This is a genomic window from Amycolatopsis sp. NPDC028719, from assembly GCF_055565395.1.
Window position 1 is genome coordinate 195,399 of record NZ_JBVHUL010000006.1, and the last position, 21,779, is coordinate 217,177.

Consider the following 21,779-nt stretch of genomic DNA (forward strand, 5'->3'; position numbering starts at 1 on the left):
CAGACCGTGCCCAAGAACCTGATCATCCACAACCTCGAGGTGCGCTTCCAGGTGGAAGGCGACGACGGGGCGTTGTTCACCCGCCTGTTCAACAAACACATCCAGGCGTGGGCACGGTTGTACGAAGAGGAGTGCGCCCGGGCCGAGCGCAGCGACAACGACCGCAAGCTCGGGGGAGGTGGCCGATGAGCGTCACGCCGTTCTCGCTGGTGAGCCAGGGCGCCGACGCGCACCTGGAGATCGAGCAGCCCGAGAACCCGCAGGACGTGCCGAAGCGGATCCCGCTGCGGTTCAACCCGACCGAGTACAAGCTGAGCAAGAGCAACACCTTCGCCGAGATCACCATCCCGGGCCTCGAAACCCCGCCGATCCAGTACATCCGCGGCGGCAGCGAGTCGCTGTCGGTGCAGGCGCTGGTGGACACCTCCGACACGCTCGACGACGTCCGCAAGTCCTATGTGGACAGCATTCGCAAGCTGATGCGGCCCCAGGAGACCCTGCACGCGCCGCCGATCGTCAAGTTCGTCTGGGACAAGACCGTGTTCCGGGGCGTGCTGGAGAAGCTGGACGTGAACTACGTGCTGTTCGCCAAGAACGGCGTGCCGCTGCGGGCCCAGCTCGACCTCACGCTGAAGGAGTACCGGCCGGCGAGGGAACAGGCCAACGACCCGCCCCGGTCGTCACCGACGGTGGAGAAGAGCTACGTGGTGCGGCGCGGCGACACCTGGGACCGCATCTCCGTGGCCGTCTACCGGCGCCCGGACGCGTGGCGGGAACTGGCGCGCGCCAACGGGATCGCCGATCCCCGCGACCTGAAGCCGGGGCTGGTGCTGACCGTGCCCCGGCTGCCGTGAGAGGAGACCGGCGATGACCGTGCCCGCGGGCACCCAGCCCGAAGTCGCCGACCCGGACCGCTACGCCCCCGGGTTCGAGGTGGTCGTCGACGGCCTCCAGGCCGATCCGACGACCCGCAACGACATCCTCGACGTCAAGGTGCACCGCGACCTCGACGAGATGTCCGGCTTCGACCTCGAGCTGAACAACTGGGACGACGTCACGCTGAAGTTCAAGCACAGCGACTCGGAGAAGCTGCAGATCGGCACACGCGTCTCCGTCCGGCTCGGCTACGCGGACAAGCTGCTGACCGTCGGCACCGGGACGATCAGCTCGCTCGCGCCCAAGTTCCCCGACGGCGGTTCGCCGACCGTCTCCATCACCTGCGTGGACGGGATGCTCGCGCTCAAGGACCGCAAGCCCACCAAGGAAGAGGACAAGAACTTCGTCGGGAAGACGGACTGGGAGATCGCCGAACAGATCGCGCGGCGCAACAAGCTGGCGTTCAAGACGACCCACGAGGGCCCGCGGCACGACCTGGTGGTGCAGAAGAACCAGTCCGACGCGCAGTTCCTGATGGAGCGGGCGAAGCGGATCGACTTCGACTGCTATCTCCTGCCGGACCCGGAAACGGGCGCGCAGACGCTCTACTTCATCAAGCCCACCGACGGCCGCGACAGCCGCCCGATCCGGTTGTTCCGCCTCGCCTACGCACCCGGACTGGCCACCGGACCCGCCGGGCAGCCGGCGGGCCTGGTGCCCAACCTCATCGACTTCACGCCGACCATGACGGTGTCCAACCAGGTCAGCAAGCTCACCGTGCACGGCTGGGACCCGGTCAAGGCGGAGCCGATCGAGTACGTCGCGACCGCGAACGACCTGCCCGGCGGGCAGAACCAGGCCGACGGGCAGAGCGGGCCGGAGGCGGCGGAGAGCGCGGCCGGCGGCCGGCAGGAGGTGGTCGTCGACGCGCCGGTGCTCAGCCAGGAGGAGGCCAAGGAGCTGGCGATCGCGCTGCTGCGGGAGCGGGCGTACGAGTTCATCACCGCGACCGGCCGCGTGGCCGGGCTGCCGGAGCTGCGGCCGGGGGACAACCTCGAGATCTTCGGCCTCGGCAAGCGCTTCTCCGGCACCTACTTCGTCAAGCGCGTCGAGCACGCCCTCAACTCGAGCGGATTCTTCACCACGTTCACCGGCCGGAAGATCTTCCAGGGGGACAGGAAATGACGGCGATGCCCCGCGCGATGGCGAGCGACCAGCGCTTCTACGGCGTCGCGCCCGCCGAGGTCGTGCAGAACGACGGGGACGACGAGGGCCGCGTCAAGGTCAAGTACTACTGGCTGGACGGCGGCGCGTCGATCAGTCCGTGGATCCGGGTCAGCCAGCTCCACGCGGGCGCCGGCTACGGCTCGGTGTTCGTGCCCGAGGTCGGCGACGAGGTGCTGGTCGCGTTCTTCCAGGGCGACATGCGGCAGCCGTACGTGCTCGGCGGGCTCTACAACGGCAAGAAGAAGCCGCCGGCCGCGCACCAGGACGGGCGCGACCGGAAGATCATCCGCACCCGGGCCGGGCACCAGATCCTCTTCGACGACCAAGCGAAGGAGATCACCATCAGCACCGCCGCGGGCGCGAAGGTGGTGCTGAAGGACAGCGGGGAGATCACCCTCGAGGCTCAGAAGGTGACCGTCAAGGCGAGTGACGTCGACCTCGGCGGCGGCTCGACCGAGCCCGTCGTGCTCGGCAACGCGCTCCTCCAGGCCTTCGTCCAGCACACCCACCCGGCGCCGGGCGGCGCCACCGGTCCCGCGACGCCGCTGCCGCCGTCCGTGCTCGCGAAGAAGGTGAAGGCGACGTGAGCGAACCCTTCCTCGGCACCGGCTGGCGGTTCCCGATCCTGCCCGACGAGGCCGGCCGGCTTTCCTACGCCGTCGGCGAGACGAGCATCGAGCACTGCCTGCGCGCGCTGCTGCTCACCGCGACCGGCGAGCGCGTGATGCGGCCGGACCTGGGCACCCAGGCCCAGGAGTCGGTGTTCGCGCCCGGCAGCGTGCAGAACCTGCGCGAGCTGGAGCGGTCGATCGCCGACGCGGTGCGCGACTTCGAGCCGAGGGTGGAGCTCGCCGACGTCCTCGCCGAGGCCGACCCGGCCGACGAGTCCCGCGTGACCGTGTCGATCGAGTACCGGATCCGGCGCACCAACACCAAGGCCAACCTGGTCTTCCCGTTCTACCTCGGCCTGACGGGGACGACGCCATGACCCTCCCCGTGCCGAAGCTCGACGACCTGACCTGGGCCGACCTGATGTCGGCCGGCACCCGGCGCGTCCCGGCGGAATCGGGCGGCACGTGGACGCTGCACGCGCCCGTCGATCCGGGGATCACGCTGCTGGAGCTGTTCGCGTACCTGCTGGAGCAGCGGCTCTTCTGGCTGGACCAGGCCCCGGACGAGCTCGTCGTCGCGATCCTCAAGCTCCTGGGCCTCGAGCCGCCGCGGCCCGCGCGGCCGGCGGCCACGGTCCTCGCGCTCACCACCGAGTCGCCGGAGCCGGCGGTGGTGCCCGCCGGGACCGTCTTCGCCCGCGACCCGGCCGCGGCGATCCGGTTCACCCTCGACGACGACGTCACCGCGTTCCCCGTCTCGGGTGAGGCGGCGGTGTTCACCGATCGCGACCGCACCGCGGACCTGCTCGCCCGCCGCGGGGTTCCGCTGCTGGCCGCCGACGGCTCGGCCGCTTCGGCGCGCTTCACGCTACCGCTCTCCGGTGCCCACACCACGTCCGGCTGGGTGTCGCTGCTCGTCGAGCTCGACTCGCCGGTGCCGCCGTCGTGGTCGCGGCCGGCCGTCGCCGACGTGCGGCCTCCCGCCGCCCTGACCTGGTCGTGGTTCCGGCCCAGCGGCGACGCTTCCGGGACGTTCGAAGAGGTCCAGGACGGCACCGGCGGGTTGCGGCGGTCCGGGGTGGTACGCCTGCGGCCCCCGGCCGGCTGGTCCACAGTGGACAACGGGGTGCTGGTGTCGACGCCGGCCGCGACCTACGCGTCACCGCCGCTGCTGCTGCGGCTGGCGGTCAACGTGTCGGGTGCCCGGCACGCCGAGAGCCGCACGGTGACCGGGCTGGCGGACCAGACGGACGACTGGCTGAAGCTGCCCGGCCAGCGGCTCGTGCTGCCCGACGCCGCCGGCCGCCTGCTCACCGCGTGCCTTCGCCTCGACCGGGAAAAGTGGGAACCGGTGGCGGACTTCGCCTTCGGCGCCTCCCGGGACCGGATCTTCCTGCTGGACCGCCACGACGGCGCGCTCGTGTTCGGCGACGGGCTCACCGGCCGGATCCCGCGGCCGGACGGCGACGTGCTGGTCGAGTACACGATCGGCGGCGGGCGCGACGGCAACGGCGGAGTCACGGACAACTGGCTGCCCGTCTCGGCCGACGCGCCGGTGCGCGCCGCGAACCTGGTCCAGGCCGAGGGCGGCGAGGACCCGGAAACGGTGACCCGGGCGCGTGACCGGGCGGCGGGCGCGCTCGGTGAGGTGACCAGGGCCGTCACCGCGGAGGACTTCGTCACCCTGGCCGTGACGACCCCCGGCGTGGCGGTCGGCCGGGCCTTTGCCTCGGTCGGCGAGCACCCGGGCTTCCCGTGCGCGCGGGTGCCCGGCGCGGTGACCGTCCACATCGTCCCGGCGGTGCCTTCGGGCGCCGCGCCGGAGCCGGACCCGGGCACGCTGTGCGCGGTCGCGGACCGGCTGGCGGAAGCCCGGCTGCTGACAGCCGAGGTGTTCGTGCGCGCCCCGGCGTACCGCGACGTCCGGCTGCGGGTCGACCTGGCCGGCGCCCCGGCCGACCGGGCCCGGGTGTCCACTGTGGCCGGTGACGCGCTGGGCCGGTTCCTCGACCCCTTGCTGGGCGGAGACGACGGGACGGGCTGGCCGTTCGGCGAGGCGCTGCGGCCGTCGGCGTTGCTGCGGGCCGCGCAGCGGGCACTCGGCGACCTGGCGGACGTGACCGCGGTCGCGATCGGCATCGACGGCGCGCAACCGGCGGAAACCTGCGACGACGTCCCGCTGCGCGCCGGCGAACTGCCGTCGGTGCGGGAGGTCCGCACGCACGTCGTGGCCACCGTCGAGCCGGGGGAGGGACTGCTGTGACCGACGTCTGGTGGGCGGGTGACTCCACCGAGGAACCCCGCATCGTCCCCGGCCCCGGGCCGTCCGGGGAGCAGCCCGAACTGGTCGGCGCCACGCGGGAAGCCGTTCGCGCCGCCGTGCGGGACCGTGTTCCCGGCTACACCCCGGACTGGACCAACCCCGGCCGGGAGGACGCCGGGGTCGCTCTCGTACGCCTCTTCGGCACCCAGGCCGAGCCCGTGCTCGCCCGCGTCAACCGGCTGCCGGAGAAGATCCTCGCCGAGCACCTGAACACCGCGGGCGTGCGCCGCCGGCCGGCCACCGCGGCCGCCGCGCTGCTGGAGTTCACCGTGGCCCCGCCGGACGGCGCGTCGGTGCTCGTCCCCGCCGGTTTCCAGGCCGCCGCGTCCGGCTCCGGTGGCGACATCGTCTACGAGACCGGCCAGGACCTCTACGCCACCCCGACCACCTTGGGCGTGCTCGCGGTGCAGCGAGGCGGCGCGCTCGAGCCGGTCCCGCTGGGGCCGAACGGGCCCGGCCGGCCCTTCGCGCCGTTCGGCACCGAGCCCCGGCCGGGCAACGCCCTGTGGCTGGGCCTCGACGGCACCTCGAGCCCGTTCCCCTCGCTGTCGCTGGGCTTCGTGATCGCGGCCGCGCCGCCCGCGCCCGCGACCGCCGGCGGGCTCACCCCGCTGCCGCCGGAACCCCGGCCGCTGCTGCGCTGGGACGTGCTCGACGGCGGCCGCTTCGTGCCCGCCGAAGTCGTCCGCGACGAAACCCAGGGGCTGCGCGCCGGCGGCACGATCGAGCTGCGGCTGCCGCGGACGTGGGCACCCGGCCGCCCGCCCGCCACGCGCCCCGGCCCGGCCCTGCGGTGGCTGCGGCTGCAGGTGGCGCACGGCCTCTTCGCCGTCGCGCCGCCGCTCGTGTCCGGCCTGCGGCTGAACACCGTCGCCGCCACCGCCGCCCACACGATCTTCGACGAGCCCCTGGAGCCGATCCAGGACCCCGCGGCACCGGCCGAGCGGCGCCGGCTGCGGCTGAGCCAGGTCCCGATCCTCGCCGGCACCGTCGTCATCGAGGTCGACGACGACCCCGGCAGCGACCTCTTCGGTACCACCGGGCAGACCGCGTCGCGCTGGCAGGAGGTGCCGAGCCTCGCCGCGTACGGCCCGGACGACCGCGTGTTCGCGGTCGACTACGACACCGGCGTGGTCACCTTCGGCGACGGCGTCAACGGCGCACGCGTGCCGCCGGGCTTCCGCAACGTCCGGGCCCTCCGGTACCGCGTCGGCGGGGGAAAGGCGGGTGCCGTGGCCGCCGGCGCGGTCAACGGCGTCGTCACCGCGAGGCCGTTCGTGACCGGTGTGACCAACCCGTTCCCCGCCACCGGCGGCACCGACGCCGAGCCGGACGCGGACGTCGTGCGGCGCGGGGTGGGGGAGCTGCGGTCGCGCGGCCGGGCCGTCGCGCCCGCCGACTACGGCCTGCTGGCCCTGCGCGCGCCGGGTGCCTCGATCGCCCGCGCGCACGGCGTTCCAGGCCTGCACCCGGGCTTCCCGGGAACGCCCATCCCCGGCGTCGTCGGCGTTCTCGTGGTGCCGCCGATCGACCCGGGCGACCCCGAGCCGCCCGTCCCCACGGCCGCCACCCTGCGCGCGGTGGCGGACTTCCTGACCCGCGAGGTGGCGCCCGCCGGTGTCACGGTCGCCACCGGCCCGACGGGGTTCCGGCGGATCGCCGTCGAGGCCCGGGTCGTGCTCGACGCCGACGAGGACCGGGCCGCCGTCCTCGCCCGGGCCGCCGACGCGGTGACGACCTACCTGGACCCGTTGCGCGGCGGGGAAAACGGTGGCGGCTGGCCGTTCGGCGGCGCGGTGCGCCACACCCCGCTCGTGCGCCGGCTCCTGGCCGTGGACGGCGTCCTCGCCGTGTCCGGGCTCTCGCTCACCGCCGACGGCCTGCGGCTGCCGCCGTGCACCGACCACGCGATCCCGCCGGACGACCTCGTCTGGCCGGACCGCCCGCTGCTGATCCCGGTGGAGGAGTCATGACCTGCACGCCCACCGCCGGCACCTTCCGGCTCCTCGACGACGTCGTCGGGTGGGACGAAGCGACGATGACCGGCGTCGTCGGGTTCACCGACAAGGCCGGTGTGCGGCTGGCCTGCGCGGGCGCTTCCCCCGAGGGCCCGACGCGCGCACAGCTGCTGCCGTGGTTCCCGGACCCGCGCCTGGCGCCGGGCTGCCGGCCCGGGGGCTGGTACCTGCTGTCCGGCAAGAGGTTGCTGCGCCGGGACACCTGCGCCGGTGGCTGGCTGCCCGTGTGGCCGCGTCACTGCGACCCCCGCCTGCTGCACGAACCGACGGCCGTGGCCGCGCGTGGGCACCGGATCGCGGTCGCCGACTCCGGCCGGGTCTTCGTCTGGCGCAACGAAGGCGACCACCTCACCGCGGTGATCCACCACCGTCACGCCACCGTCGTCGCGCTCGCGCAGGACGAGCAGGTCCTGGTGGCGAGTGCCGGCAGCGACCGGCTCCGGCGGTACGGCCCCGACGGAACGCTGTGCGAGGTCATCCGGACCCACGTCGACGGCGAGATCATCGGGATCCGCACCGGCCCGTGCCGCGAGATCCGGCTCCTCACGGAAGAAGCCGGCCGGTTCCGGATCTACCGCGGCCAGCACGAGTCCACAGTGGACGAGCTGGTCGCCGCTCTCCCGCCGAGCGACCTCTTCGCCGCGGACGAGGACGGCTTCTGCCTGCGGGACAAGAATCCGGACGGCGACGTCACCTCCTGCTACGACTGGACGGGACGGCCGCGCGTAACCCCGCCGTCCGAGGCCGGTCGGTTCGTGACCGAGGGCGAGTTCACCACCCACCTGATCGACAGCGGCATCTCGCGCTGCCGCTGGCACCGGGTGCGGGTCGAGGCGGACGTGCCGGCCGGCACCGCGGTGACCGTGTCGATCGTGGTCTCCGAGGACGACCGGTTCGCCGAAAGCGACTGGCAGACCGCGCCCGCCGGGGTCACCGACTTCCTCGTCGACCAGCCGCCCGGGCGCCACCTCACCCTGCGCGCCCGCCTGTCCGGCGACTCCGCCGCGACCCCGGTCCTGCACCGGATCCGGCTCGACTTCCCGCGCTCCACCAGCGCGGACCTGCTGCCCGCCGCGTTCCGGCAGGACCCGGCCGCGGACGACTTCACCGAGCGGTTCCTGGCGCTGTTCGACGCGAGCGTCGCCGAAATCGACCAGGTCGTCGAGCGGTACCCCGCGCTGCTCGACGCGACCGGCGTGCCGGACGCCGCGCTGCCGTGGCTGGCCGGGCTGCTCGGCCTCTCGTTCGAGGCCGGCTGGGACGCGGACACGCGCCGGAAGCTGATCGCCGCCGCGCCCCGCCTGAACCGGCGGCGCGGCACGCCGCGCGCGCTGAAGGAGGCGATCTGCCTCGTCTTCGGCGTCACCCCGGTGATCGACGAGCTGGCCGGCGACCGCCACTGGGCGCAGGTGCACGCGACCGCGGCACCGGCGACCGCCCGCGGTCTCGGGTCGGTGCGGCTCTTCGGCCGCTCGTCGTCGCGGCTGCGGCTCGGCACCTCGACGCTGGGCGCGACGCCGCTGCGGGCGTTCGGCGACCCGGACACCGATCCCCTCACCGAGCACGCCCACCGGTTCCGGGTCCTGCTGCCCTCCGGGGCCGCGGACGAGGACGCGGTGCGGCGCCTGGTGGCCCGGCAGGCACCCGCGCACACGAGGGGATCGGTGCGCGCCGGCGGGACGGGGTTCGTGGTCGGGACGCGGTCGGCGGTCGGCATCGACACGGCGTTCGTCCCGCTGCCGCCACCCGTGGTCGGGACGGCGCGCCTGAACCACGACGGAGTACTGAGGCCCGGGCCCCACGGCGCACGGCAAGGGGTGACCGCCGGCGTGGTGTCCGCGGTCGGGGTCCACACGCGAGTGTCTTGAGAGGACAGAAGAGATGACCGAGGCAACGACACAGGAACAGCCCTTCCGCCGGCTGCGGTACTTCCACGGCCGGCTGCTCACCGCGCGCGACTTCCAGCGCGAGCAGGAGTACTTCCGCGAGAAGCTGAAGCTGCGCATGCGCTGTCTGCTCGGCTACGGCGTGGTCTGCGGGCTCTTCGTGGAACCCGCTCCGCCGGCGGACCCGAAGGACAAGACGGAACACCACGCGAAGGTACGCATCACAGACGGGCTCGGGGTCGACTGCGACGGCAACGAGATCGTCGTCCCCGGCGGCTGCGCGATCGACCTGTGGGACGCGCTGCACGAGGACGAGCGCACCGGCACCACGACGGTCTGGGTCGGCGTCGAGTACACCGAGCGCGCGGTCGAGCCGACGCGGACGGTGTTCAACTCGGCGTGCGCGGACACCTCGGACTGCGACTACGGCTACACCGAGGAGAGCTACTGCGTCCGGGTCACCACCAAGACCCCGCCGAAGGACGACCGCTGCGAGACCTGCTGCACCCCGTGCGAGCACAAGGTCCTGTGGCTGGCCAGGATCGACGACGTCGACTTCGGCAAGCCGGTCCGCGAGGAGCAGATCCACCTGGACGTCCGGCGCTTCTTCGGCCGCCGCGTGCCGACCGTGATCACCGGCGTCAACTGGCGGCACGGCCACACCTATTCGGTGAACGAGGCCAAGGAGCTGCTCGGCACGCAGAAGAACTCGGGCGGGCTGGTGGTCCGGTTCTCCGACGGCGTCCGCGTCGACAGCCTGCGCCGCGGCGTCGTGGAGATCCAGGTGATCGAGGGCGGCGCCGGCCGCAACGCCGACACCTGGTACATGGGCGGCCAGTTCGAGGAGCCCACCGGCAAGGACGGTGAGTTCACCGACCACTTCCGCTACCGGCAGACGACCCGCGAGACGCTGCAGGACGGCGACCGCGTGCTGATCACCGTCCGCGCCGCGTTCATCCTCGACCACTGCTGCCGCCCGGTCGACGGCACCAACGTCGGCGGCCGGGTGCCCTTCCTCGGCCGGGCGGAGGCCGACGCCGAAACGGAAACCGGCCACGGCCACGACCCCCACCCCGAGCCCGACCCGGCCGGCTGCCTCGTCCCGCCGTCCGGCATCGGGCCGTGGACGTCCGGCACCGGCGCGGGCGGGGACGTCTTCGAGAGCTGGTTCTTCGTCACCGAGGAGCGTTCATGAGCAAGCCCGACTGCGGGTGCGGGTGCGGTGGCGCGCCCGCCTTCCCGGCCGCGTTCGTCCGGCCGCGGTTCTTCGCCGGCCAGCTGCTCACCGAGGACGACCTCGGCCTGCTGACCGACTACGTGGCCGGGAAGGACCGGCTGCACAACCGGATGGTGTCCGGCCCGGGTGTCGTGTGCGGGCTCGAGGTCACGTGCGATTCGTGCGCCGGCGGGACGGTGTCCGTCCACCCCGGGCACGCCCTCGACTGCTGCGGCAACGACATCGTCCTGTCCTGCAAGGAGAAGGTGGACGTGCAGGCGCTCGTGCGGGAGCTGCGGGTGTCCTCGCCGGGCGTCTCGTGCGGCGACCCGTGCGATGACGACCAGCGCCACTACGGGCTCTTCGTGCGGTACGAGGAGAGCATGGCCGACCCGGTCTCGCCGTTCGCGACCGAGGAGCCGTGCCCGGCGCCGGGCTGCGTGCCCTCGCGGGTCCAGGAGGGCTTCCGGTTCGTCGTCAAGTGCGACACCGGCGACGACCACCGGTACAACCCGGCCACCAAGCTCCTGACGCAGATCGGGGACAAGGACGCCTACGAGCGGGTCCGGCTGCTGAGCCGGCGGCTCGGGCACTACCTGGCCCCGATGTCGGTCGCGGGCTCGTCCTCGACCCGGACGATCCGGTTCGACGACGCCGACGCCGTCCGGTACGCCGACAACCTCCGGCTGCTGCGGGACAGCGGCGAAGGCGTCCCGCAGCCGCCCGTGGCGCGGCAGCAGACCGAGTACGTGCGGGCCTTGGCGAGTGCCCTCGCCCGGTACGACACCCATGACGCCGCGGGCCAGAAGGACCTGCAGGCCAAGCACGACCTCGGCGAAATCGACACCGCCCGGCAGGTGCTCGGCGCGGCGTGCGACCGGCTGGCCGGCACGAGCCCGGAGGAGGTGTGGCCGGAGCCGGCGCACCGGGCGGTCGCGCTGGCCGTCGTGGCCGAGGCGAAGAACCGGGTGGCGACCGCCGACCCGGACGCGCCCCTCGAGGTGCGCCTGCTGGCCCAGGGCACCCCGCTGGACAACGTGCTGGAGGCCGAGTTCCGGGCCGACCTCGTGCGGATCCGGGAGTGGCTGCTCGGCCGGCTGGACCGGGTGGCCGGGGTCGCGGACTGCCTCCTGCACGACGACGTGCGCAAGGTCGCCGTCCCGCAGCCGCTGCCCGTCCCGGAGCCGGACTCCGCGCACCGGCTGGCGCTCGCCGACCTGGGGCTGCTCGCGGACGCGGCCGGGAAGCTGACCACCTGCGTGCGCCGGTTCGTCACCGACGCGGCCTGCTCGACGCTGAACCCGCCGTGCGCGGACTGCGCCGACGACGACGTGCTGCTCGCGCACCTCGAGCTGGACGGCTGCGACGTCGTGCGCGTGTGCTCGGCGACGCGCGAGCAGGTGCTGCCGGGCGGCTCGGCGTACGGCGAGTGGCTGCCGAAGCTCTACCAGCTGCGCCACCTCGCCGAGCAGATCTGCTGTCAGCCGACCCCCGAGTACGCACCGCCGGGGGTGCCGGCGTCGGGCCCGATCCCGCGGCCGTACGTGCCGGGACTGCTCGAACCGTGGCGGCAGCGAGGCCCGCTGGAGCACATGTGGGACCTCCTGGTGACGCCGGCGCCGGGGGAGACCGTGCCCAAGCCCGTGCGCGATCAGGTGTACACGGTGCCCGCCGAGGTGACCGACAGCCTGCAGGAGATGACCGCGCTGCGAGGACAGGTGAGTGACCTGATCGCCACCGTGGAGGCGTTGCGGGGACAGCTGGACACCGCGCGGGAGCAGGTCTCGCAGGTGCGGGAGGAGCTGCCGGACCGGCTCTCCGACCGGCTGTCGGAACTGGAGAGCGCCCCGGCCGCCGAGTCCGGCACCGAGTCCGACTCGGAATCGGACTCGGCAGCGGAGGATCAGGAGGAGACGGTGAAACCGAAACCGCCGCCGCGGCGCGCCCGGTCGTCGTCGAGCCGGAGTGGCGGGTCCGCCCGCAAGCCGCGGTCGGGTGAGACGTCGTGACCGGTCCGCTGCGCCCGGAGTTCCGCGAAGGGCAGGTGCTCGCGGCCGCGGACCTGGCGGCGACCGTCGCCTACGCCCGCGCGGCCGCCGTCCGGCACGCGCGCCTGTCGCACGAGTGGGGCATCGCCGACGGGCTCGCCCTGACCACCGAGAACCGGACCGACCCGGAGACCGGCGCCCGCTTCGTCGAGGTGAGCGTGCAGGCCGGGCTCGCGATCGACGGGACCGGCCGGGAGATCGTGGTGCCGGCGCCGGTCGTGCTGTCGGAGGCGGACTTCGAGGCCGTCAACGGTGCCGACCGGCCGACCTCCGAGCCGTACCCGGTGTTCCTCACCGCCGCGGACCGCGCCCAGCCGGCGACCGGGCCCACGTCGTGCGCCGGATCCGCCGGGCCGTCCCGCGTCGAGGAGTCGTACCAGATCCTCTTCCGGCGACTGGGTGACGAGCGGCTGGTCGCCGACCAGCAGCCGCCCCCGGTGAGCGCCGCGCCGGCCGCCCCGCCCGTGCCGTGGCTGGTGCTGCTGGGCTACGTCCAGTGGACCGCCGGTCACTTCACGGCGGCGGTCCCGGAAGCCCGGACCGTCGGCCCGCGGTTCGCCGGGGTGCGCGCGGACACCGTGTCGGCCCGGTCCGGCTCGCTGTCCCTGCGGACCCGGCCGCTGGCCGGCGAAGGCGAGCCGGCGCTGGTGCTGTCCGGATCGGACACTCCCACGCTGGTCTACGGCCTGTACCGGGGAACCGGGGAAGTCGACCCGCTGATGACGGTGGAGGCCAACGGGAACCTGACCATCGCCGGCAGCTTCTCCGGCCGGATCTCCGCGGGCAGCGTGCTGGCGACCTCCGGCAGCGCGACGGACGGCATGGTGCTGCCGCTGCCGGCCGGGGTGACGCCGGAGGAGGTCGACGACGGCCGCGTGTCGCTGCACGTATATGTGACCCCGCGCATCCCGCCTTCTGATGCGGGACTCACGGTGCCGGCGGAAGCCACTGTGGACGGTGACCGGCGGGTCCGGTGCCTGCTGCGGTCCTATGACCCCGGCACCGGCCCGGCGGTCACCGAACGGCCGGGCTCGGTCGACTTCCTGGTGCTGGCGACGGTCCCGGCGACGAGTGGGGGTGGCTGAGGTGAGTGTCTTCGCGGTGTACGAGTCGAGCACCGGAGTCGTGGTGGGTGCGGTCAAGGCGATCGACCTCCCGGTGCCGGCGGTGGAGGCGCTGGTCGGTGCCGCGCTGCCGGTGCGCGCGGGCGCGGCGACCTTGACGTTGCCGGGCCGGGAACTGGCCGTGCACGAGGCGGACGACCAGCCGGAGGTGTTCACCGACCCCCTGGCGTACGGGGTCACGCGTGTGCCGAACCAGCCGCCCAAGCCCGCGCTGGCGAAACTGCCGACGCTGGACCCGCCCACGTTCGACGGCACCGGGCTGCTCGTCGCGCTGCCGGGGAACCCGGCCCAGGACACCGCTGTGTTCGCGCTGGTGTCCGAGGGCCAGGGGACGGTGCCGGTCACCGGGACCGTCACGAAGGACACCGACCACGTGGCGCTCCCGGTCACGGTGAGCGCGGGCACGCACGCCGTGCTGCTGCTGGTGGCGGGCTGGGCGGGCCGGCTGGACGAGGTCGAGAAGCAGTGAGCGCCCCCACCGGCGGCGAGATCACCGTGCACCGCTGCGCGGTGCGCGTGGTCCGGCGCGGTGGGTGGAGCTGGGGGCCCGATCCCCGGGGGCTGGTCCAGCGGGTGCTCGACGCGCTGCCGGACCTGCTGGCCGCGGAGTTCGGCGAGTACCTCACCGGCGACGGCCCGGACCTGGAGATCACCGAGCCGGTGCGCCTGTCCGTCCGCCTGGCCGCGCGTGGCGGAGGCGGGCTGCTGCCGGCGAGTTCGGTCCTCGACCGGGCGGCGAGCGGGGAGCCATTGTCCGAACCGGTTCCCACCCCGGTGCCGGTGTCGGTGCCGGATGGGACGGCGGCCGCGTCGGTCGCACCGTCCACACCGGACGCTTTCGTCGAGCCGCCGGACTTCGTCACGGATGCGCCGGTCGCCGCGCTGTTCGAGGAACTCGCCGCACGGGACGAGCTGACCGCGTTGCTCGCCTTGCTCCCCGAGGAGACGGTGCGGCGGTACCTGTCCGCGCTTCTTGCCGAGGGCGCCGGCGAACCGGCTGACCCGGGCGCTCCCGGACCCGTCGCCGGGCCGGCGGCGGAACTGGCCCGCCGGCTGGGTCTTCCGGGTCCACCCACGACGCGTGCGGAACTCCTCGAGTTGCCGGGCTCGCCGCCCGGGGAAACCGGCGAGCGGGCTGGTGCTGCCGCCGCCGTCGACAGCGCGTCCGATGGCGTGACCGCCGTCCCGAGACCGGTGGGGGAGACGAGGGTCGGCTCGGTGCTGCCGTTCCTCCTCCCGGGTCCACTGGCGCGGACCGGCTACCTGGACGCGATCGGCCCGGCACTGTCCGGAGTGGACCTGCTCGGCGACGCGCCGCTGTTCGCCGCCGCCCTGGCGTACCAGGTCCTGGGCGAGCCGCAGCGGGGCTGGCGGCGGACCCCCGAGGACGACGTCGCGGCCGCGACGTTCGCGGGCCTGGGCTCGGTTCCGGACCTGACGGGCTTCGCCCGGCAGATCGGTCCCGCGCTGCCGGTGCTGGACGGCGTGCTGGCGCTGTCCCTGTGCCGCGGCCACGATCCCGCCGTGCCGCTGCTGGTCGCCGGCGTCGACGACGGCCTGCTGCTGGTCGACGCCCCCGGCCTCTTCCCGGTGGCGTGGTCGTCCACAGTGGAGGGTCTGCTGCCGCACTGGGAAGCCTGCGCCCGGCCACCCGTCCTGGTCCGGGACGGCCCGCTGCCGCCGGCGTGCCTGCGGGAGCTGGCGGCGGCGGGCGTCCGGTTCCTGACGGACGCGCGTCCGCTGCGCGACGACCCCCTGACCCGGCTGGGCTCGCGGACTCCACTGTGGACGACCGGCGGGGTGGAACCCCGGCTGGCGGCCGGGCTTCCCGCCGAGCGCCTGGACGAGCTGGTCCGCACCTTGTTCGCCGCCCGCCGGGCGGTACCCCTGGCCCGGGACCACGCGCTCGACCACAGCGTCGCGCTCGCGGCGTCCCTCGCGCTGGGCATGATCGCCTGGCAGCTGTGGGGCGCGGAAACGCCGGTCCTGACGTTGACGCGGTTCGCCGACCTGGAGGCCACGGTGCGGTTCACCCGCGACGCGGTGCGCGTCAAGATTCCCCTGGGCCGCCGGCACGCGGACCTGTCGCGGGGCGGCGCCCTCACCGACGTGCCGAACGTGGTCTGGCTGGGTGGCCGGACCCTGACCTTCTCCGGTGGCTGAAATGAGTGGACTGGCGGTCGAGCACCTGCGAGTGCGCCTGGCGGAGCTGCACCAGGCGCTGCGGATCGCCGTCGCCCGCCAATCGGAGGCAGCGGCGTTGCTGACGCGCCCGGACCTGGCGCCGTTCTGCGTGACCGACGAGCAGGTCGACGCGTTGCTGGACCGCGTGGACGCCTTCACCGAGGCGATGACCGAGCCGCCCTCCGCGCCGCGCCCGGACCCGGAATCCGAGCAGCACCTCCGGCGCCTGGCCGCGGCCCGCGGGGTGACGCTGCCGCTGGACGCCCTCGCGACCCGCTACGGCCTCACCCGGGTCGAGCAGGACGCGCTGCTGCTGGTGGCCGCGCCGGAGCTGGACCCGGGCTACGAGCGCGTCTACGCGTACGTCGTCGACAACCTGAACCGGCGGGCGCCGTGCGTGGAGCTGCTGGTCACCGTGGTCGCGGAGAGCCCGGCGGACCGCCTGGCCGTCCGCCGGGCGCTGGGCTCCGCCGGCCGGCTGCGCCGCTACGGCCTGCTGCAGGCGTACGGCGAGGCGCCGAGCGAGCCGGCCCGGGAACTGGCGCTCGGCGGCGGCGTGTTCGAGTACCTGATGGGCTGGAGCGGCGACGCCGGGAGCCTCGGCCACGACCCCGGCGAGGTGGCGCGGCCGGAGCGGCAGGTGGCGTCCCCGTACCTCCGGTCGGAGCGGCTGGGCGCCCTCGGCCGCGCGCTGGCCGCCGGTGACATCGACGTGGTCGGTCTGTGGGGGTGCCCGGCCGACAGCCAGGTCGACGCGGCGGGGGCGTTGGCCGCGGCGGCCGGGAAAAACTTGCGCCGCGCGACCGCCGACGTCGCGCAGGACCTGCGGACCGCGGCCGCCCTGGACGCGATCCTGTGGCTGCCGATGGACCGCGGGTTCGACGACGCCTTGGTGCGATCGGGCGTGCCGCTGTGCCTGACGGGCACGAACCCGTGGCGCCCGCCCGGGCTGCTGGCCGCCCGCACGTACGCGGAGTTGACGATCCCGGCGCCGGGGTTCCCGGAGCGCCAGGAGATGTGGTCGTCCGCGTTCCCGGTGCTGGATCCGGCCGTGCTGGCGGATCTGGCCGCCCGCTACCGCATGAGCGGCGGCGAACTCCGCGCGGTGGCGGCGGTCGCGGCCGCCGGCGCGCGCCTGGCCGGCACCGGCCACCCGGGCACCGAGCACGTGGAGCCGGCGATCGCGACGGTGACCCGGGGCCGCACCAGCGGGGTCGTCCAGGCGATCACCCCGCGCCGCACGCTGGACGACCTGGTGCTGCCGGAGGCCCAGCTGAGCCAGATCACCGAGATCGCGTCGGCGTTTCGCGCGTGGCCGCGCATCGCGGAGTCCTGGGGGTTCGCCCGCCGCGCGTCGACCGGCGGGGTGAAGGCGTTGTTCACCGGCGAGCCGGGCACGGGCAAGACGATGTCGGCGGAGGTCGTCACCGGCATGCTGGGGCTCGAGCTGCTGAAGGTGGATCTGGCGCAGGTGGTGTCGAAGTGGGTGGGGGAGACGGAGAAGAACATGGAGGAGGTGTTCCGCCAGGCGGAGGACAGTCACGCGGTGCTGCTGTTCGACGAGGCCGACGCGCTGTTCGGCAAGCGCGGCGAGGTCAAGCAGGGGACCGACCGGTACGCCAACCTGGAGGTCGGCTACCTGCTGCAACGCCTCGAAGCGAGCGACGGCCTGATCATCTTGACGAGCAACCTCAAGGAGAACATCGACGCGGCGTTCACCCGCAGGTTCCACTTCGTGGTCCACTTCCCCCGGCCATCGTCGGCGGAGCGCCGCCGGCTGTGGCAGCTGGCATTCCCCCCGGAGGCCCCGCTGGCCGCCGACCTGGATCTCGACGCGTTGTGCCGCTTGGACATGACGGGAGCGGGAATCACATCGGCGGCCCGAACCGCGGCTCTTGCTGCCGCCGACTCTGCTTGTGAGTCGATCTCGATGCGGCACGTGGTCCGCGGGGTGACGCGCCAGTTCCAGCGCGAGGCGCGGCTGTTCCGCCCGGCCGAGCTGGGCCGGTATGCTGGGCTCCTGACCGAGGGGAGTTCCCATGCCTGAGCTGGTGCCTCCACAGACGAAACCGGCAGTTCCGGTGACGGCGGCCGAGCTTCGGGCTTCCGCGGCTTCCGATCGCGGTCATCAGAAGCTCGTTTTGGTGCCTGCGGTGGTCGGGAACGCTCAGGCTGCGAAGACGGCTATGGATGGTTCGTCGAAGACGGTGCCGTCGCATTTGGCGTCGACGATGGCGGTGGGGCAGGACCGGGTGGGGAACGCCGCGATCGCGGGGGCGGCTATGCGGGTGGTCCCGATGGTGGTCCCGAAGAAGGAAGCCTGCCCCGGCAGTTGACGCCGTCCATCGCCGGAGGAGGTGTGACCGGGCTACGTCACTTGCGTCCGGGCACCACGGTTCTCGCATATGCTGATCACAGTTCCGGCAGCGTCGATGATGCGCGCGAGGTCGGAACGTTCACCGGTGCTCACGGTCACCACCAGCTGTGTCTGCCGGGGAGCGAGATCGCGAACGCTGTAGCCTTCGTAGTGAACCTCGTCCCATTCGGCTTGTGCAGCACGTTCCTTGAGTTCCAATCGGCACTCTTCCGCGTCTCGAAGTCGTGAGAAGTCCGCGAACACTCGCACTGGCAGGTATTGGCTCGGCGCATCGTATGCTTCTGGTTCCGCGAAGACGCCGGCGCCCTTGATGGTGTGATACGCGGGCTTCTTCGCATCGGAAAGTATGAGCTTCACATCCCAGGATTCCTGCCAGTCACCCTTGCTGAAATATGCGGACATGAACGGATTCGTTCGCCAGGCCACCAACTGACCGGTTATTTCGGCGATGTCGAGGAGAGTCTCGAAGAAGGAGCGGGGACCGGTTGGAGCTTCGGTCCGAGTACCGCCGGTCAGGATGATGGAGGCTTCGGTGCCTGCTTGCTGCAGGGTCGGATACCACAGCCGATATAGTGGATCGCTCATGATTGTCCAGGTTCCTTGAAGTCGGGGCCGAGCTTCGCAGTGTACTCGGCAGACTCCGCGGTTTCACGGTTCACCTTGAACATCACGACCTTGGCCTCGTCCTCTCGGCCTTTGAAGTGGTAGAACGTGATTCTTGTGCTCTGGTCGGTGTTGTTTCCCTTTGTATTCCAGTGTGTGACGACCGGAAGATCGTGTTCAAGAGTCGGTTTTGTCCGATCGTCACCGATGCTGACAATCTGACCGGGAGCACCCTCCCAGTGGGTGGCCGTATCGTAAGCTGACTTCTTGAAACCTCCGGTCGCTTCGTCCTTGATATATGCCCTGGGAGTGACGAACTTTTTGATTATTCGCTGGGTGGGGCCGCGGTTGCTTGAGCTGTACAGGCGCCGTCTGATCATCTGCCCGCCAGTGTACTCGGGCTTGATCTGTTTCTTTCCGTTCACGACGATCGTGTACTTCGTCTCTCCGGGTGGCCACTTCTTGGTCGCGTGCCGCGGGTTGATTTCCGCGATGACTTCGAACTCCCCGTCGGGGAAGGTCTTCACGTGGAGATTGGTGAGCTTGTGCTTGGTTCTGATGGCGGGAAGTCGGCGGCTGAGCTTCTTCTGATCCGGAGTGGGGCCGGCGATCGACTCCACCTCGGCTGCGGCCGCGCGAACCGCTGCGAGCTTGTCCGCGGCGGATCGTTCGTCCGACGGCTTCTCGTCCTTCTTCGGATCCTCCTTGGCCTTGACTTTCTTGCGCAGTGCCTTGACCTTGGCCCACACCTTCTTGGCCAACCCGACGATCTTCCCGATCACCCAATCGACAGCCTTGTTCACCGGCCGAGCGAGTTTCTGGAAGATCTCCTTGACCTTCCCGGCGATCCCGCCAATCCCGAGCAGCGCGGCCAAAGCCCCGATCAACACCGGAATCGACCGCGCGAGAGCCTTCTCGACCAGGCCGGCGACACCCCCGGCTCCGCCCTTCGCAATGGCGATCACCGCGTCCAGCACCGTGTTCACGAACTCGATGATCTGACGGCCATTGGTCACGATGAACTTGATGATGTCGATGATCATCTTACAAGCACGAATGAAAGCCGAAGCCGGATTGAACAGCGAAATGATCCACGTAATACCGGCCATGACGATCGTCGGCAGAAGATAGGACACGAGATTGTCGACCAAAGTCTTCTTCAAATCGCCGACGCGGCCGCGAAGGTCGTCCCACAGTGCGCGGACTCCGCGCTTCCGGACCTCCAAAACGATAGGCAGCGCGTGCTCGCCCGCCTCGATCGCCGTCATGGCTTCCTTCGGCAGCTTGCGGGCCAAGCGCGCCCGCAAGTTGGCCCAGGTCAAGCCGAGCAGGCTCGTGATCATCAGGAGGATGCCCACGGCGTCGAAGCTGGTGGGCAACGTGATTCCGGCCGTCGCCGCCGTGCCCAGCAGCCACGACAACACACCCTGCTGGAGGTGGCGGCCGGCGTTTCTCATGAACAGCTTCAGCCCGCCACCGACCGCCGAAACCAGGTTGCCCAGAAAACCGATCGGATCGCGAAGGATCCCCATCACCGCCTGCGCGGCCTTCGCGAGTACCCCCAGCAGCATGTCCTTCAGCTCGAGGATCGTCTTGATGACGCCCTTGACCGCGTCCAGCGCCTTGTCGACCAGTCCCTTGTTCTTCTCCTTCTCCGCCTCGATCTCGGCGTCGACCGCCTTCACCGCGTCCGTGTACTTCGTCGCCAGCGTGTCGACCAGTTCGGTGCTCTTGTCGTCGACGGACTGGGTCAGCTCGTCGAACTGGTCGGCGAACCCGGCCGCCGCCTGCTTGCCCAGCGCCTTGAGGTCCTTCGGCAGGCTGTCGACCGTCTTCTGCAGCTCCGCACGGCCCGTCGCGATGCGCTGCTTCGCCCGGGTCAGCTCGCGGCCGATCGTGTCCGCGACGCCCGAGATGACCTCGCGCATCCGCTTGACGTAGTGGTCGCGGGCCTCGACGAAGATCCGGTTCGCTTCCTCCGGCAGCCCGAACAGCTTGTCGTGGCCCCACTTGACCAGGCCCCACCCGCCGCTGTACCGCCGGTCCTTGTACTCGTCCATCTTGCGCCGGTGTTCGGCGGTGAACGCGTCGCGGGCCTCTTTCTCGCCTTTCGTGAACTGATCGTCGACGAGTTTGTCCAAGCCCTTGAGAATGCCTTCGACGTCGGTCTTCATCGTGTCGAAGACCTTGTGCAGAATGGCCGTCACCTGGGTGCGTTTGTCCTGGTCGTCGGCCTTCGTGGACTCCTTCCCGCCGCCGACCTGCTTGCCGGTGCGCACCCGCCGGCCGGCGATCGCGCCCATGGCGGCGGCGCCGAAGTGCTTCGCCTGCGCGGTGGTTTGGCGCAGCTGCCGGGATTCGTTCTTGCGAAGTTCGGGCGGCGCCGCCGACGAATGCTTCTCCGCGGCCTTCTTGTCCTTCAGCGCCGGGCTGAACGCGGGATCCGTCGACATCTGCTTCTCGGTGACCTGGTTCTCGGCCATCTCCCGGTCGACGCTCGCCGGGCCCGCGGACAGGTCCGTGGCCGACGATGGCAGCTTGTCCGGGGTCGCCTTCGCCGGATCCGGCGTGGCCGGGGTGCCCGGCGGGCGGTCGGCCGCCATCGGCACGACCTGCTTGACCTCGGCGGCCGACGTGTCCGGGGGCGCCGCGGTCGTGTCGGCGATCTGCTCGGCCGAATCGTTCTTGCCCTCGCCGACCTTGCCGGCGACCTCGGCCTTGACCTCGGCGGGCTTGCCCGAATCCGAGAACTCGTCGGCCTCTTCGAGGTTCTTCGGCGCTTTCTCGGCGATCGCCTTCTCGACGGCCTTGATGAACGCTGCCTTGTCGAAGTCCTTCGGCTTGGCGTCGTTCATCTTCTCGGCGTTGGCCGTCTTGCCCTGCGCCACCTCGTCGTCCTTGGGCGGCACCGAGGCGTCCTGCGCCGACGTCGCTTCCTTGTTCGCCGGGGGATGCGACTTGGCGACCGCGCGCTTCTTCTGCGCGACGTCCTTCTTCAGCACCGCGAACTTCGGGTCCGCGCCGGGGCTTCTGACCAGGCCCGCCGCCACCGCGCCGTTGCCGACCTTGTCCTGCGACTGCTTCCGCGACGGGTCGGCGAGCGGCTTCTTGTCACCGGCCCGCAGCGCCGCCAGGGCCGCCGCGTTCGACGGAGGCAGCGGAGCCGGTTTCGGCCGCGGGGGACGCTCCTTCACCGCCGCCTGCACGACCGCCGGCGCCGCCTCCACGGTCAGGGTCGGGAGCTTCGCACGTGCCCTCGGTGGCGGCGGCATGGGACGGCTCTCCT

At 72.1% G+C, this 21,779-nt stretch carries 17 protein-coding genes; 15 read left to right on the forward strand and 2 right to left on the reverse strand.

The genetic code is table 11. The features are described 5' to 3' along the window. The first annotated feature begins 6 nt into the window (after positions 1–6). Genes ACZ4TR_RS28835 through ACZ4TR_RS28905 form a run of 15 tightly spaced genes read left to right on the forward strand, consistent with a single transcriptional unit; the run spans position 7 to position 17,849 of the window. Positions 7–189, forward strand: a complete 183-nt coding sequence (locus ACZ4TR_RS28835) for a putative phage tail protein (protein ID WP_465290114.1) — start codon at positions 7–9, stop codon at positions 187–189. After that, positions 186–854, forward strand: a complete 669-nt coding sequence (locus ACZ4TR_RS28840; protein WP_465290116.1) for a CIS tube protein — start codon at positions 186–188, stop codon at positions 852–854. Before ACZ4TR_RS28835 ends, ACZ4TR_RS28840 begins: the two co-directional genes overlap by 4 nt. Before the next feature lie 13 nt (positions 855–867). Further along, positions 868–2,061 carry a phage late control D family protein gene (locus ACZ4TR_RS28845; RefSeq protein WP_465290118.1) on the forward strand — a complete coding sequence of 398 codons (1,194 nt, stop codon included), beginning with the start codon at positions 868–870 and terminating at the stop codon, positions 2,059–2,061. Further along, positions 2,058–2,690, forward strand: a complete 633-nt coding sequence (locus ACZ4TR_RS28850; RefSeq protein WP_465290120.1) for a phage baseplate assembly protein V — start codon at positions 2,058–2,060, stop codon at positions 2,688–2,690. Before ACZ4TR_RS28845 ends, ACZ4TR_RS28850 begins: the two co-directional genes overlap by 4 nt. Beyond that, positions 2,687–3,091 (forward strand): GPW/gp25 family protein, encoded by a 405-nt coding sequence (locus ACZ4TR_RS28855; protein ID WP_465290122.1) that lies wholly within the window; start codon positions 2,687–2,689, stop codon positions 3,089–3,091. The genes ACZ4TR_RS28850 and ACZ4TR_RS28855 overlap by 4 nt, the downstream gene beginning before the upstream one ends. Further along, complete coding sequence (locus tag ACZ4TR_RS28860) at positions 3,088–4,977, forward strand: baseplate J/gp47 family protein (protein ID WP_465290124.1); 1,890 nt, start codon at positions 3,088–3,090, stop codon at positions 4,975–4,977. The genes ACZ4TR_RS28855 and ACZ4TR_RS28860 overlap by 4 nt, the downstream gene beginning before the upstream one ends. Continuing rightward, entirely contained in the window at positions 4,974–7,010 is a 2,037-nt protein-coding gene (locus ACZ4TR_RS28865; protein ID WP_465290126.1) for a putative baseplate assembly protein, read from the forward strand. The genes ACZ4TR_RS28860 and ACZ4TR_RS28865 overlap by 4 nt, the downstream gene beginning before the upstream one ends. Then, entirely contained in the window at positions 7,007–8,923 is a 1,917-nt protein-coding gene (locus ACZ4TR_RS28870) for a phage tail protein (protein ID WP_465290128.1), read from the forward strand. Before ACZ4TR_RS28865 ends, ACZ4TR_RS28870 begins: the two co-directional genes overlap by 4 nt. 13 nt (positions 8,924–8,936) lie before the next feature. Beyond that, positions 8,937–10,136, forward strand: a complete 1,200-nt coding sequence (locus ACZ4TR_RS28875; RefSeq protein WP_465290130.1) for a hypothetical protein — start codon at positions 8,937–8,939, stop codon at positions 10,134–10,136. Then, on the forward strand, positions 10,133–12,166 hold the full coding sequence (locus tag ACZ4TR_RS28880; RefSeq protein WP_465290132.1) for a hypothetical protein: 2,034 nt from the start codon (positions 10,133–10,135) through the stop codon (positions 12,164–12,166). Before ACZ4TR_RS28875 ends, ACZ4TR_RS28880 begins: the two co-directional genes overlap by 4 nt. Then, positions 12,163–13,290, forward strand: a complete 1,128-nt coding sequence (locus ACZ4TR_RS28885; RefSeq protein WP_465290134.1) for a hypothetical protein — start codon at positions 12,163–12,165, stop codon at positions 13,288–13,290. The genes ACZ4TR_RS28880 and ACZ4TR_RS28885 overlap by 4 nt, the downstream gene beginning before the upstream one ends. Beyond that, entirely contained in the window at positions 13,283–13,798 is a 516-nt protein-coding gene (locus ACZ4TR_RS28890; RefSeq protein WP_465290136.1) for a hypothetical protein, read from the forward strand. The genes ACZ4TR_RS28885 and ACZ4TR_RS28890 overlap by 8 nt, the downstream gene beginning before the upstream one ends. Then, positions 13,795–15,492 (forward strand): hypothetical protein, encoded by a 1,698-nt coding sequence (locus ACZ4TR_RS28895; RefSeq protein WP_465290138.1) that lies wholly within the window; start codon positions 13,795–13,797, stop codon positions 15,490–15,492. The genes ACZ4TR_RS28890 and ACZ4TR_RS28895 overlap by 4 nt, the downstream gene beginning before the upstream one ends. A 1-nt stretch (position 15,493) precedes the next feature. After that, entirely contained in the window at positions 15,494–17,560 is a 2,067-nt protein-coding gene (locus ACZ4TR_RS28900) for an ATP-binding protein (protein ID WP_465290140.1), read from the forward strand. Next, positions 17,553–17,849 carry a hypothetical protein gene (locus tag ACZ4TR_RS28905; RefSeq protein WP_465290142.1) on the forward strand — a complete coding sequence of 99 codons (297 nt, stop codon included), beginning with the start codon at positions 17,553–17,555 and terminating at the stop codon, positions 17,847–17,849. Before ACZ4TR_RS28900 ends, ACZ4TR_RS28905 begins: the two co-directional genes overlap by 8 nt. Positions 17,850–17,881: 32 nt before the next feature. On the opposite strand, the gene ACZ4TR_RS28910 is transcribed toward ACZ4TR_RS28905, so the two are convergent. Beyond that, positions 17,882–18,475 (reverse strand): hypothetical protein, encoded by a 594-nt coding sequence (locus ACZ4TR_RS28910; RefSeq protein ID WP_465290144.1) that lies wholly within the window; start codon positions 18,473–18,475, stop codon positions 17,882–17,884. Then, positions 18,472–21,720, reverse strand: coding sequence for a phage tail protein (locus ACZ4TR_RS28915; protein WP_465290146.1), 3,249 nt, complete (start codon positions 21,718–21,720; stop codon positions 18,472–18,474). The genes ACZ4TR_RS28910 and ACZ4TR_RS28915 overlap by 4 nt, the downstream gene beginning before the upstream one ends. Positions 21,721–21,779: the final 59 nt, after the last annotated feature.